The sequence below is a fragment of the Acinetobacter lwoffii genome (assembly GCF_052078135.1).
Classification (GTDB): Bacteria; Pseudomonadota; Gammaproteobacteria; order Pseudomonadales; family Moraxellaceae; genus Acinetobacter; species Acinetobacter lwoffii_Z.
Window position 1 is genome coordinate 57,434 of the sequence record NZ_JBQGUZ010000008.1, and the last position, 13,055, is coordinate 70,488.

Annotated in this window: 11 protein-coding genes and 5 tRNA genes; all 16 read left to right on the forward strand. The window is 44.6% G+C overall.

The window, feature by feature from the left end; translation table 11 throughout:
* Positions 1–7 precede the first annotated feature (7 nt).
* The 16 genes from ACTL4S_RS07215 (at position 8) to rpoB (ending at position 12,926) form a co-directional block, all read left to right on the forward strand.
* Positions 8–667, forward strand: coding sequence for an FHA domain-containing protein (locus ACTL4S_RS07215; RefSeq protein WP_441299040.1), 660 nt, complete (start codon positions 8–10; stop codon positions 665–667).
* Positions 668–745: 78 nt separating this feature from the next.
* Positions 746–1,414 carry a phosphoglycolate phosphatase gene (gene gph / locus ACTL4S_RS07220; RefSeq protein WP_441299041.1) on the forward strand — a complete coding sequence of 223 codons (669 nt, stop codon included), beginning with the start codon at positions 746–748 and terminating at the stop codon, positions 1,412–1,414.
* Between the two features lie 108 nt (positions 1,415–1,522).
* The gene (gene trpE, locus ACTL4S_RS07225; RefSeq protein WP_425879924.1) at positions 1,523–3,016 is read left to right on the forward strand and encodes an anthranilate synthase component I; all 1,494 of its coding nucleotides are present in this window, start codon (positions 1,523–1,525) and stop codon (positions 3,014–3,016) included.
* A 98-nt stretch (positions 3,017–3,114) separates the two neighbouring features.
* Positions 3,115–3,190: transfer RNA gene (locus ACTL4S_RS07230), tRNA-Thr, on the forward strand.
* A 56-nt stretch (positions 3,191–3,246) separates the two neighbouring features.
* A tRNA-Tyr gene (locus ACTL4S_RS07235) sits at positions 3,247–3,330 on the forward strand.
* Between the two features lie 38 nt (positions 3,331–3,368).
* Positions 3,369–3,444: transfer RNA gene (locus tag ACTL4S_RS07240), tRNA-Gly, on the forward strand.
* Positions 3,445–3,461: 17 nt separating this feature from the next.
* Positions 3,462–3,536: transfer RNA gene (locus ACTL4S_RS07245), tRNA-Thr, on the forward strand.
* Between the two features lie 150 nt (positions 3,537–3,686).
* Positions 3,687–4,877, forward strand: a complete 1,191-nt coding sequence (tuf, locus tag ACTL4S_RS07250; RefSeq protein ID WP_004646112.1) for an elongation factor Tu — start codon at positions 3,687–3,689, stop codon at positions 4,875–4,877.
* Between the two features lie 52 nt (positions 4,878–4,929).
* Positions 4,930–5,005, forward strand: a tRNA-Trp gene (locus tag ACTL4S_RS07255).
* Between the two features lie 74 nt (positions 5,006–5,079).
* On the forward strand, positions 5,080–5,520 hold the full coding sequence (gene secE / locus ACTL4S_RS07260; protein WP_004278617.1) for a preprotein translocase subunit SecE: 441 nt from the start codon (positions 5,080–5,082) through the stop codon (positions 5,518–5,520).
* 7 nt (positions 5,521–5,527) lie between these two features.
* A complete protein-coding gene (gene nusG, locus ACTL4S_RS07265) occupies positions 5,528–6,061 on the forward strand; it encodes a transcription termination/antitermination protein NusG (protein WP_441299042.1) in 534 nt (177 codons plus the stop codon).
* A gap of 119 nt (positions 6,062–6,180) precedes the next feature.
* Positions 6,181–6,609 carry a 50S ribosomal protein L11 gene (rplK, locus tag ACTL4S_RS07270; protein ID WP_004278614.1) on the forward strand — a complete coding sequence of 143 codons (429 nt, stop codon included), beginning with the start codon at positions 6,181–6,183 and terminating at the stop codon, positions 6,607–6,609.
* Between the two features lie 3 nt (positions 6,610–6,612).
* The gene (rplA, locus tag ACTL4S_RS07275) at positions 6,613–7,308 is read left to right on the forward strand and encodes a 50S ribosomal protein L1 (protein ID WP_004278613.1); all 696 of its coding nucleotides are present in this window, start codon (positions 6,613–6,615) and stop codon (positions 7,306–7,308) included.
* Positions 7,309–7,609: 301 nt separating this feature from the next.
* On the forward strand, positions 7,610–8,116 hold the full coding sequence (gene rplJ / locus ACTL4S_RS07280) for a 50S ribosomal protein L10 (RefSeq protein WP_004278612.1): 507 nt from the start codon (positions 7,610–7,612) through the stop codon (positions 8,114–8,116).
* 48 nt (positions 8,117–8,164) lie between these two features.
* A complete protein-coding gene (gene rplL, locus ACTL4S_RS07285; RefSeq protein ID WP_004278611.1) occupies positions 8,165–8,530 on the forward strand; it encodes a 50S ribosomal protein L7/L12 in 366 nt (121 codons plus the stop codon).
* A 307-nt stretch (positions 8,531–8,837) separates the two neighbouring features.
* A complete protein-coding gene (gene rpoB / locus ACTL4S_RS07290; protein WP_005102827.1) occupies positions 8,838–12,926 on the forward strand; it encodes a DNA-directed RNA polymerase subunit beta in 4,089 nt (1,362 codons plus the stop codon).
* Positions 12,927–13,055 lie beyond the last annotated feature (129 nt).

Sequence of the window (13,055 nt, forward strand, 5' to 3'; positions counted from 1 at the left end):
AACTTTCATGACTTGGAAAATACACGCGATTACAGGCGACTTAACAGGACAGGAAATTAGCATTGACCGTGACATGCTGGTGGGGCGTCATCAGGCGGCGGATATCGTTTTGCAGGCTGCGGAAATCTCCCGTAAACATGCGGCATTTTTATTGAAGGATGATGCACTCTGGGTGCAGGATTTGGGTTCATCGAATGGCACTTTCGTCAATGATGTGCAGATTGCGCAGGAAATCTTATTAAAGCAGGATGACATTGTTCAGTTTGCCAGCTTGAAATTTTCAGTACTGGCGCCTGTGGCTGCAGTCGAGGTTCCAGCAGAAATTGAAGCAACGGCAGAAAAAGTTGTGGAACAGGTCGAAGTCGCTGAGCCTACACCTGCACAGCAAATGAATGATCAGGGAATGCCGGAACTGAAACATCGTGATGCTTCGGTGCAATTAACCCGTGATGGCATGCCAACCAATATCGGTATTCCAAAACCGGCGCCTATTCCGGAAGGCGTGGACATTAGTGCGGTGAAACCAGAGCCTACCCCAATTCCGGTTGAGCAACCTGTATCACGCGTAGAACAGGAAAAAGAAACCCAGAAAAATGTATCTGTAGGTTTGATTTCAGTGATTGTGCTGATTATTTTGGCAATTATGGCTTGGTTGTTGTTCAAATAAGCTGATGATTGGTTACAATCAAGGCATGCATAGCGCATGCCTTTTTTGTGGCTGCGCACATTATAAAAGAGGGTCGGGATGTCTATTGCACAATTAGAAAAGCGTGAACTGGTCTTGTTTGATCTGGATGGTACCTTGGTGGATTCAGCACATGATCTGTATCGCGCCATGAATATGAGCTTGAATGTGCTGCAATTGCCTCTGGTGACTGAAGAGCAGGTACGGACCTGGGTAGGTAAGGGCACGTCGATATTCTGTGAAAGTGTACTCCAGCATCTGGTCGGTGAAGTCACACCGGTACAGCATCAAGAGCTCTTAAACACTTTTCTGGATATTTATAATGTCGATCCCTGTGTTGATACCGTTCCTTTTCCGGGAATCCTGAAATTTCTGGACTGGGCCAAAGCTCAAGGTAAAACCCTGATTTGTGTGACCAATAAGCCTGAACTTCCTGCCCGCAGTATTTTAGATACCTTGGATATGGCTCATTATTTTGCCGATACCATTGGTGGCGACCGTTTTACTGAGCGTAAACCACATCCGCGCCAGTTGCTGCACTGTGTCGAACATTATAAGGTGAGCAAAGAACAGGTCTTGTTGATTGGAGACTCTTCCAATGATGTTGAAGCCGCACGCCGCGCCGGGATTGATTGTGTTGTAGTCAGCTATGGCTATAATCATGGTGAAAATATTGCAGATTGTCAGCCACAGCAGATTGTGGATGATCTTAGAGAATTACTTGCCTAATACGCGTACTAAGGAAAGAAAATGAATAGTTGTAAGGTTTTTCGATGGCGTCGCTCAGTTCAATTTTATTTACATACTGAGTAACCCTAATTTAAAGAGAAAAACCGCATGACCACTCAAGCACAATTCCAGCAACTTGCTGCGCAAGGCTATAACCTCATTCCTGTTTACCGTCAGCGCCTGGCAGATACCGATACACCACTTTCTATTTTTGCTCGGCTTAAACAGCATCAACAGGCTTATTTATTCGAGTCTGTAGAAGGTGGTGAGAACTGGGCACGTTATTCGATTATCGGATTAGGTGAATCTACCGTATTTTCCTGCAATGCGGGCGAACTGACGGTACAGCATGCAGATGGTTCAATTGAAAAGCAGCACTGTGCTGACCCATTTCAATATATTCGAGACTTTCAGGCGCAATTTAAGGTGCCAACTCAAGCAGAATTGCCGGACTTGCCGAGTTTTACAGGCGGGTTGGTGGGCTACTTTGGTTATGACGCTGTGCGTTATATTGAACCGAAATTAAAAAATGTGCCTGAAGCGGATCCGGTTGGATTACCCGATATCTGGATGATGCTGTCTAAAACTGTCATTGTGTTTGATAATTTAAAAGATACCTTGTTCTTGATTGTACATGCCGATGCCACTGCTCCGGGTTCTTATGAAAAAGCACATGAACAATTAAATGAATTAGAAAATATTCTGGCCACGCCCATCAGTCTTAAAGCTGAAAAACATACGCCGCCACATTTCGAGTCCCTCACCGGACATGACAACTTCATTGCCTCGGTAGAAAAAGTCAAAGAGTATATTCGTGCTGGCGATGTAATGCAGGTCGTACCCGGGCACCGGATGGTGTCTGACTTCGATGGAGACCCGCTACAGGTGTATCGTGCGCTGCGTCATCTCAATCCATCGCCGTATTTGTTTCTTGTGCAAGGGCAGACCTTGGAAAACAATACGCCATTCCATATTGTCGGCTCTTCTCCTGAAATTCTGTCCCGTCTGGAAAATGGTATTGCTACCGTACGACCGCTTGCGGGAACACGCCCACGCGGTAAAACCAAAGAAGAGGATCTGGCGCTTGAGCAGGACTTACTCTCTGACGAAAAAGAAATTGCTGAACATGTCATGCTGATTGATCTGGGACGTAATGATGTGGGACGCATTGCAAAAATTGGCAAAGTGCAGGTAACTGATCAAATGGTGATCGAACGTTATTCACATGTGATGCATATTGTCTCCAATGTGCAGGGTGAAGTACGTGATGATGTCGATGCTCTTGACGTTTTTAAGGCAACTTTCCCTGCAGGCACACTTTCAGGCGCGCCAAAAATCCGTGCCATGGAAATTATTGATGAAGTTGAGCCGGTAAAACGTGGAATTTTCGGTGGCGCTGTTGGTTATTTAGGCTGGCATGGCGAAATGGACATGTCGATTGCGATTCGTACCTGTGTCATTCGCGAAAATAAGGTCTATGTTCAGGCTGGAGCAGGGTTAGTTGCCGACTCAAATCCTGAATCTGAGTGGAATGAAACCCAAATAAAAGCTCGCGCAGTGATCAAAGCGGTTGAATTATCATCAAATGGTTTGATTTTATGAGTTTTTGAGGTTTTTTTTGAAAAAAACACTTGCAAGGATTCTGAGTTTTGCTAAACTGCACACCGTTCCGATACGAAACGTACGAAACACTAAGAAACGCCGGCATAGCTCAGTTGGTAGAGCAACTGACTTGTAATCAGTAGGTCCACAGTTCGAATCCGTGTGCCGGCACCATCTTAGAGGTTTGGTAGTGTGAAGTAATGAACAGCACTGATGTAAGTGTAAAAAATGGTGAGGTTCCCGAGCGGTCAAAGGGGGCGGACTGTAACTCCGCTACGAAAGTTTCGAAGGTTCGAATCCTTCCCTCACCACCAATTTTAAGACTTCAATAAGTGGTTTGTACCAACATCGTGCGGGAGTAGCTCAGTTGGTAGAGCGGTAGCCTTCCAAGCTACATGTCGCGAGTTCGACCCTCGTCTCCCGCTCCATTGAAGTACTAATATTTGCTCTTATAGCTCAGTGGTAGAGCACTCCCTTGGTAAGGGAGAGGTCTCGAGTTCAAATCTCGATAAGAGCTCCAGATTACAGTTTAGCAACTCTGTTGCAAAGAAATTCCAAAAGCAGGCTATTTAGTCTGCTTTTCAAGTATTTGGTGTTCGGTTTTTTTAAACGATATGTCGGAGCTGGGTTTTACTCAGAATTGTGTTCGACGTAAACGAGGAAGATTAACATGGCTAAGGCTAAGTTTGAACGTAATAAGCCACACGTTAACGTGGGCACAATTGGTCACGTTGACCATGGTAAAACAACTTTAACAGCTGCAATTGCAACTGTATGTGCGAAGAAATTCGGTGGCGAAGCGAAAGACTACGCTGCAATCGACTCTGCACCAGAAGAAAAAGCACGTGGTATTACAATTAATACTTCACACGTAGAATACGATTCCCCAACTCGTCACTACGCTCACGTAGATTGCCCGGGCCACGCCGATTATGTTAAAAACATGATTACTGGTGCTGCTCAGATGGATGGCGCGATCCTTGTATGTGCTGCGACTGATGGTCCTATGCCACAGACTCGTGAACACATCTTGCTTTCTCGTCAGGTAGGTGTACCTTACATCGTTGTATTCTTGAACAAATGCGACCTTGTAGACGACGAAGAGCTTCTTGAGCTAGTTGAAATGGAAGTTCGTGAACTTCTTTCTACTTATGACTTCCCGGGTGATGACACTCCAGTGATCCGTGGTTCTGCTCTTCTTGCGCTTAACGGTGATGACAGCCAATACGGCGAGCCAGCGGTAGTTGCGCTTGTTGAAGCACTTGACTCTTACATTCCAGAGCCAGAGCGTGCAATTGACCTTCCATTCCTTATGCCAATTGAAGACGTATTCTCAATCTCTGGTCGTGGTACAGTAGTAACTGGCCGTGTAGAGACTGGTATCGTTAAAGTAGGTGAGTCTGTAGAAATCGTTGGTATCCGTGATACTCAAACTACTACAGTAACTGGCGTAGAGATGTTCCGTAAACTTCTTGACGAAGGTCGTGCGGGCGAGAACTGTGGTGTTCTTCTTCGTGGTACTAAGCGTGAAGACGTACAACGTGGTCAAGTATTGACTAAACCAGGTGCGATCAAGCCACACACTAAATTCGATGCAGAAGTATACGTACTTTCTAAAGAAGAAGGTGGTCGTCACACTCCATTCCTTAACGGTTACCGTCCACAGTTCTACTTCCGTACTACGGACGTAACTGGTGCGATCGCGCTTAAAGAAGGCGTGGAAATGGTTATGCCTGGTGACAACGTTGAGATGTCAGTAGAGCTAATCCACCCGATCGCAATGGACCCAGGTCTACGTTTTGCGATCCGTGAAGGCGGTCGTACAGTTGGTGCTGGTGTAGTTGCTAAAGTAACTGCATAATCATAGAATAAGACAAGCAGGTTGGAGCTTAGGCTCCAACTTGTTGTTTTGCAGGTCAGTAGTTCAATTGGTAGAGCGTCGGTCTCCAAAACCGAATGTTGGGGGTTCGAGTCCCTCCTGACCTGCCAAGTTTCTAAAAAGACGCTTGATGTCGGCAAAATTGGTCATATAATAAGTCGCGAAACCTACGACGAGTACAAAAATGTCGAATGAAAAATCACGCGACGCATTAGGCGAAGCGGCAATTCCTCAAAGAAATAATCCTGCAGTAGATGTAAGTTCTGGTTCTCCATTAGACATGGTTCTATGGGTTATCGCCTTGATTTTATTGGTTGGTGCAATGATGGTAAACCAATATTTACCAGCGTACTGGGCACCTGCGAATGATATTTGGGTGCGCGTTGGGGTGATTTTGGCTTGTATCGTTGCAGCATTCGGTTTATTATACGCCACCCATCAAGGCAAAGGCTTTATTCGTCTGCTGAAAGATGCACGAATTGAGTTGCGTCGAGTGACCTGGCCTACCAAGCAAGAGACGATGTCCACATCTTGGCAAGTTCTTGTTGTAGTCGTAATTGCATCCATCTTATTGTGGTGTTTTGACTATATTTTAGGCTGGTTAATGAAGTTTATTATCGGGTAAGAGAGCTATGAAACGTTGGTACATTATTCATGCCTATTCAGGTTATGAAAAACAAGTGATGCGTTCGCTTAATGATCGAATCCAGCGTAGCGCTGTTGCCGATAGCTTTGGTGAAGTCCTTGTTCCTACCGAAGAAGTGGTAGAAATGAAGGATGGCAAGAAGCGTAAATCAGGGCGTAAGTTCTTTCCTGGCTATGTCCTAGTCGAAATGGAAATGAACGATGATACTTGGCACATTGTTAAAGAATGTCCAAAAGTTTTAGGTTTTATTGGTGGTACGGCTGAAAAACCGGCACCGATTACGCAAAAAGAAGCAGATGCGATTCTTGCGCGTGTACGCAATACTGGCGAAGCACCTCGTCCTAAGACGATGTTTGAACCAGGCGAAGAATTACTCGTGGTTGACGGTCCATTCACCGACTTTAAAGGTGTGGTGGAAGAAGTTCAGTACGAAAAGTCACGTTTAACGCTGACCATTAATGTATTTAACCGACCAACTCAAGTTGAATTGGAATTTCGTCAAGTCGAAAAATCAGTCTAATTTGTATGGGTTGAAAACGCCTGACTTATTTATAAGTCAGGCATTGTTGTTGTAACGGTATCGTTACTTGAAATCATTGGGGAGCCTTCACCGGCGTTTGCACCCAGAGGTAATTTGAAATGGCTAAGAAGATTGACGGCTATATCAAGCTGCAAGTTCCAGCTGGTAAAGCGAATCCATCTCCACCGATTGGTCCTGCACTAGGTCAACGTGGTGTAAACATCATGGCATTCTGTAAAGAATTCAATGCTGCTACACAAAAAGTTGAAGCTGGTCTGCCAATTCCAGTCGTGATCACTGTGTACAACGACAAGTCGTTCACATTCATCATGAAAACTCCACCTGCTGCTGTTCTTCTTAAGAAAGCTGCTGGTATCCAGAAGGGTTCAGCTGTACCTAACAAAACTAAAGTTGGTAAGTTGACTCGTGCTCAAATCGAAGAAATCGCGACTACTAAAGAACCAGATTTGACTGGTGCTGATTTAGACGCACGTGTACGTACCATTGCTGGTTCTGCGCGTTCTATGGGCTTGGAAGTGGAGCTTTAAGACATGGCTAAATTAACTAAACGTCAAAAAGCGATTGTAGCTGCTGTAGAAGCGCACAAAGTTTACACGCTAGAAGAAGCTGTTGCAGTTTTAGAGAGCCTTCCAGCTCCTAAATTCAAAGAATCTCTAGATATCGCGGTAAACCTAGGTGTTGATCCTCGTAAATCTGACCAAGTTGTTCGTGGCGCGACTACACTTCCTGCAGGTACTGGTAAAACTGTACGTGTAGCTGTATTCGCTCAAGGCGCTGCTGCTGAAGCTGCTAAAGCTGAAGGCGCAGACGTTGTTGGTTTCGACGATCTTGCTGAAAGCATCCAAGCGGGTAACCTTGACTTTGACGTAGTAATTGCTGCTCCAGATGCAATGCGCGTTGTAGGTAAACTTGGTACGATCCTTGGTCCACGTGGCTTAATGCCAAACCCTAAAGTGGGTACTGTAACTCCTGACGTTGCTACTGCAGTTAAAAATGCAAAAGCTGGTCAAGCACGTTACCGCGTAGACAAAGCTGGTATTATCCATGCTGCGATCGGTCAAGTAGGTTTTGAAGCTGCTGCTGTTCGTCAAAACGTTGAAGCACTTGTTGCTGACTTAAAACGTTTGAAACCTGCTACGTCTAAAGGCGTATACATTCAAAAGATCACTTTGAGCTCAACTATGGGTCCTGGTTTGATCGTTGATGTAGCAAACGTTTCTAAATAAGTCTCGACTTATTACAGAATTTTAAAGCCCTGAGTAAGTTTTAAAGCGCTGCTTTAAAACTTACGCAAGAAACGCTCCGTCGTATTTTGCAAACTTAGGCAAACTTTGAATTGATAAATGAAAATTTATCAGCGTCAAAGACCGCGGGCGAGGGGGGTTTTATGCTTCTCTCTTAATAGCCCAGCCTGCGTAGACGCGGTGGTGTGATTTGTTCATCCTCCGCGTGTGAGTCCAGTGATGGTCTTGCGAATTGGGAGTGTACTTCGCGTAAGTACATAAATCACCGTTAGGAGGTTTTACAATGGCTCTTCTTATCGAAGGCAAAAAACAGATCGTAGCTGAAGTAGCTGAAGTTGCTTCTACTGCATTTGCTGCTGTTGTTGCTGACTACCAAGGTTTGACTGTAGAGCAGTTAACTACTCTACGTGTTGAAGCGCGTAAACTTGGTGTTACTACACGTATCGTTCGTAACACTTTGGCTAAACGTGCTCTTCAAGATACTCAATTCAATATCTTGAACGACAACCTTGTTGGCCCAACAATCTTAGCTTTCTCGAATTCTGAAGACGACATGGGTGCTGCTGCACGTTTGTTCGAAGAATTCGCTAAAACTAATAAAGCATTTGAACTTAAAGCTGCTGCATTTGATGGCAAACTTTATCAAGGTGCAGAAGTTAGCGTAATCGCGAATCTTCCGAACCAAGAGAAAGCGCTTACTATGCTTGCAAACGTTCTTCAAGCTCCTATTTCGAAATTGGGCCGCTTACTTACAGCGCTTCAAGAGAAAAACGAGTCAGAAGCTGCTTAAGCTCAAACTTAAACACACATCATTCAATACCCATTTGGAGTTAATCTCATGGCTTTAACAAACGAAGAAATCCTAAACGCAGTTGCTGAAAAAACTGTTCTTGAACTTGTTGAACTTATCTCTGCTTTCGAAGAGAAATTCAATGTATCTGCTGCTGCTGTAGCTGTTGCTGCTGGTCCAGCTGCTGCTGCTGCTGAAGAACAAACTGAATTCAATGTTGAATTGACTTCTTTCGGCGCGAACAAAGTTGCTGTAATTAAAGCAGTTCGTGAAGCGACTGGCCTTGGCTTGAAAGAAGCTAAAGACATGGTTGAAGGCGCTCCTGCAGTTCTTAAAGAAGGCGTTTCTAAAGAAGAAGGCGAAGAGCTTAAGAAGAAACTTGAAGAAGCTGGTGCTACAGTTACTCTTAAGTAATTTCTTAAGGGAGCCGGTTTTTTTATAATCGGCTCCAAAAATTGGCTGATGGCTCTTGGGTCATCAGCCTTTTTGCGTTACAATAATCGGCTCGATTTTTGTTTGCATGATATAAAAATCATACAAATTGAAAATAAACATAATGAACAAACGTTTACCAATATTTTTCATTAAAAAATATTGATAAGCGTTTTAATACCACTAAAAATTGCAGCATTTGTAAAGAGTGGTGGCCATATCGGCCAGCGTAATTCCTTCTGAGCCCGTTCTGCAGGCGGGCTTGGTTTACACTTTCCGAGGACTCCAGATGGCATACTCATATACCGAAAAGAAACGGATCCGTAAGAATTTTGGTAAATTGCCTAGCGTCATGGATGCTCCGTACTTGCTCGCGATTCAAGTCGACTCGTACAGAACATTCTTACAAGATGGCAAATCACCAAAAAACCGCGAAGATATCGGTCTCCAAGCCGCATTTCGTTCAGTTTTTCCTATTGAAAGTTATTCTGGCAATGCTGCTTTAGAATTTGTTGAGTATAGTCTTGGTAAGCCTGAGTTTGATGTACGCGAATGTATTCTTCGTGGCTCAACTTATGCAGCACCAATGCGTGTAAAAATTCGTTTGATCCTGAAAGATCGTGAAACGAAGTCAATTAAAGATGTACGTGAACAAGAAGTCTATATGGGCGAAATGCCATTGATGACGGATAACGGTACCTTTGTAATTAACGGTACCGAGCGTGTGATCGTGTCACAATTACACCGTTCACCAGGCGTATTCTTTGACCACGATAAAGGCAAGACTCACTCAAGTGGTAAAGTCCTTTATTCAGCGCGTATTATTCCTTACCGTGGTTCATGGTTAGACTTTGAATTCGATGCCAAAGACCTGGTCTATGTACGTATTGACCGTCGTCGTAAATTGCTTGCGACTGTGGTGCTTCGTGCCTTGGGTTATAGCAACGAAAACATTCTCGACATGTTCTACGAGAAAGTACCTGTGTATCTTGACATGGGTAGCTACCAGATTGACCTGGTGCCTGAACGTCTGCGTGGCGAAATGGCACAATTTGACATCCTGGACAAGGATGGCAAGGCAATTGTTGAGCAAGGTAAACGTATCAATGCGCGTCATGTACGTCAAATGGAAGCTTCAGGTCTTGAAAAACTTGCAGTGCCTGATGAGTACCTGTATGAGCGTATCACTGCTGAAGACATCCCATTAAAAGATGGTGATGTGATTGCGGCCAATACTGTATTAAGCCATGAAATCATGGTGAAAATTGCAGAAGGCGGCGTGAAGCAGTTCAATATTCTGTTCACTAATGATATCGACCGCGGTTCATTCGTTGCAGATTCTCTACGTGCAGATACAACGAGCAATCGTGAAGAAGCATTGGTAGAAATCTACAAAGTCATGCGCCCGGGCGAGCCACCAACAAAAGAAGCTGCTGAAAACCTATTCAACAACTTGTTCTTCTCTTCTGAACGCTATGACTTGTCTCCAGTTGGTCGTATGAAGTTCAACCGTCGTTTGGGTCGTCCTTACGAAGTGGGTACAGACCAGAAATCACGTGAAGTTGAAGGCATTCTCTCGAACGAAGATATCACTGATGTATTAAAAACATTAGTTGAAATCCGTAACGGTAAAGGTGAAGTCGACGATATCGATCACTTGGGTAACCGTCGTGTTCGTTCTGTTGGTGAAATGACAGAAAACCAATTCCGTGTAGGTCTGGTTCGTGTAGAACGTGCTGTTAAAGAGCGTTTATCACAAGCTGAAACTGACAACCTGTCTCCACAAGATTTGATCAATGCGAAGCCTGTTGCTGCTGCAATCAAGGAATTCTTTGGTTCAAGCCAGTTGTCTCAATTCATGGACCAAAACAATCCGTTATCTGAGATTACGCATAAACGTCGTGTTTCTGCGCTTGGTCCCGGCGGTTTGACGCGTGAACGTGCAGGCTTTGAAGTACGTGACGTACATCAAACTCACTACGGTCGTGTATGTCCAATTGAAACACCGGAAGGTCCAAACATTGGTTTGATCAACTCGCTTTCTGTTTATGCGAAATGTAACAACTTCGGTTTCCTGGAAACCCCATACCGTAAGGTTGTTGATGGTCGTGTAACAGATGAAGTTGAATACCTGTCTGCGATTGAAGAAGTAGGTACTGTCATTGCACAGGCCGATTCTGCAATGGATAAAGACGGTAACTTAACAGAAGAGTTTGTATCTGTTCGTCATCAAGGTGACTTCGTACGTATTCCTCCTGAAAAAGTAACGCATATGGATGTATCTGCTCAGCAGGTCGTATCTGTAGCAGCATCACTGATTCCATTCCTAGAACACGATGATGCCAACCGTGCATTAATGGGTTCGAACATGCAACGTCAGGCAGTTCCGACGTTGATTGCTGACAAGCCGCTTGTTGGTACCGGTATGGAAGCGAACGTAGCACATGACTCAGGTGTATGTGTGATCGCTCAGCGTGGTGGTCGTATCGAGTTTGTTGATGCGTCTCGTGTGGTTATTCGTGTGAATGAAGACGAAATGATCGCAGGTGAAGCAGGTGTAGATATCTACAACCTGATCAAATACACCCGTTCGAACCAGAACACTTGTATCAACCAGAAAGTTCTTGTGAACCTGGGCGATAAAGTAGGTCGTGGTGATGTACTGGCTGATGGTCCATCGACTGATGGCGGTGAGCTGGCATTGGGTCAAAACATGCGCGTTGCGTTTATGACCTGGAATGGTTACAACTACGAAGACTCGATCTTGTTATCTGAGCGTGTTCTTCAAGAAGACCGTTTAACGTCTATTCATATCCAGGAATTATCATGTGTCGCACGTGATACCAAACTGGGTGCGGAAGAAATCACTGCTGATATTCCGAACGTAGGTGAAGCTGCTCTGTCTAAACTGGACGAGTCAGGTATCGTTTACATCGGTGCTGAAGTAACTGCTGGCGATATCCTGGTTGGTAAAGTAACCCCTAAAGGTGAAACACAACTTACTCCGGAAGAAAAATTGCTACGTGCAATCTTCGGTGAAAAAGCAGCTGACGTAAAAGACTCATCTTTACGCGTTCCATCAGGTACTAAAGGTACAGTCATTGACGTTCAAGTGTTTACACGTGACGGTCTTGAAAAAGACGAACGTGCTCAAGCAATTGAAAAAGCGCAATTGGATGCATACCGTAAAGACTTGAAAGAAGAATTCAAAATCTTCGAAGAAGCTGCACGTGAACGTGTAATCCGTCTACTGAATGGCCAAGAGTCGAATGGTGGCGGTACAACTAAACGTGGCGACAAACTGTCTGAAGACGTGTTGTCTGGTTTAGAGCTTGTTGATCTTCTTGAAATTCAACCAGTTGATGAAGCAATTGCTGAACGTTTAACTCAAATTCAAGTGTTCTTGAAAGAGAAGAGCTTCGAAATTGACGAGAAATTTGCTGAGAAAAAACGCAAACTTTCGACTGGCGATGAACTGACCACTGGCGTATTGAAAGTAGTTAAAGTTTATCTTGCTGTAAAACGTCGCATCCAACCGGGTGATAAGATGGCGGGTCGTCACGGTAACAAAGGTGTTGTATCAAACATCTTGCCGGTAGAAGACATGCCACATGATGCCAACGGTGTACCTGTTGATATCGTATTGAACCCGCTTGGCGTACCATCGCGTATGAACGTGGGTCAGATTCTTGAAACTCACTTGGGTATGGCGGCGAAAGGTCTTGGCGATCAAATCGACAAGATGATGAAAGAGCAACGTACTGTACTTGAGCTTCGTGATTTCCTGGACAAGATTTACAACAAAGTTGGTGGCGAACAAGAAGATCTTGATAGCTTGACTGATGAAGAAATCTTGAAACTTTCTGGCAACTTGCGTGCTGGTGTACCTTTGGCTACTCCTGTATTCGATGGTGCTGAAGAAGGTCAGATCAAAGAGTTGTTACAACTTGCAGGCCTGTCTAGTACTGGTCAGACCGTATTATATGATGGTCGTACTGGTGAGCGTTTCGACCGTCCGGTAACTGTTGGTTACATGTACATGCTGAAACTGAACCACTTGGTTGATGACAAGATGCATGCGCGTTCAACTGGTTCTTACTCTCTAGTTACGCAACAGCCGCTTGGTGGTAAAGCACAATTCGGTGGTCAGCGTTTCGGTGAGATGGAAGTCTGGGCACTAGAAGCTTACGGTGCAGCATATACGCTACAAGAAATGCTGACTGTGAAATCGGATGACGTTGAAGGCCGTACCCGTATCTACAAGAACATTGTAGATGGCAACCATTATATGGACCCGGGCATGCCTGAATCGTTCAACGTATTGACCAAAGAGATCCGTTCTTTAGGTATCAACATTGAACTGAAAAATGGTGACTAAGAATCTCCATTAAATCTCCCCAAACCCCTCTTTGATAAAGAGGGGCTTCCCCCCTTAACAAAGGGGGATTGAGGGGGATTCTTGGGATTCCCAATTCAGTTAAAAAACAATATTTGTGACCCAGTTGTT

Bases quoted from the DNA above. Each gene is read 5' to 3' on its own strand.
- rpoB (WP_005102827.1), top strand. From the start codon at position 8,838: ATGGCATACTCATATACCGAAAAGAAACGGATCCGTAAGAATTTTGGT.
- rplJ (WP_004278612.1), top strand. From the start codon at position 7,610: ATGGCTCTTCTTATCGAAGGCAAAAAACAGATCGTAGCTGAAGTAGCT.
- tuf (WP_004646112.1), top strand. From the start codon at position 3,687: ATGGCTAAGGCTAAGTTTGAACGTAATAAGCCACACGTTAACGTGGGC.
- rplA (WP_004278613.1), top strand. From the start codon at position 6,613: ATGGCTAAATTAACTAAACGTCAAAAAGCGATTGTAGCTGCTGTAGAA.
- nusG (WP_441299042.1), top strand. From the start codon at position 5,528: ATGAAACGTTGGTACATTATTCATGCCTATTCAGGTTATGAAAAACAA.
- rplK (WP_004278614.1), top strand. From the start codon at position 6,181: ATGGCTAAGAAGATTGACGGCTATATCAAGCTGCAAGTTCCAGCTGGT.
- secE (WP_004278617.1), top strand. From the start codon at position 5,080: ATGTCGAATGAAAAATCACGCGACGCATTAGGCGAAGCGGCAATTCCT.
- ACTL4S_RS07215 (WP_441299040.1), top strand. From the start codon at position 8: ATGACTTGGAAAATACACGCGATTACAGGCGACTTAACAGGACAGGAA.
- trpE (WP_425879924.1), top strand. From the start codon at position 1,523: ATGACCACTCAAGCACAATTCCAGCAACTTGCTGCGCAAGGCTATAAC.
- rplL (WP_004278611.1), top strand. From the start codon at position 8,165: ATGGCTTTAACAAACGAAGAAATCCTAAACGCAGTTGCTGAAAAAACT.
- gph (WP_441299041.1), top strand. From the start codon at position 746: ATGTCTATTGCACAATTAGAAAAGCGTGAACTGGTCTTGTTTGATCTG.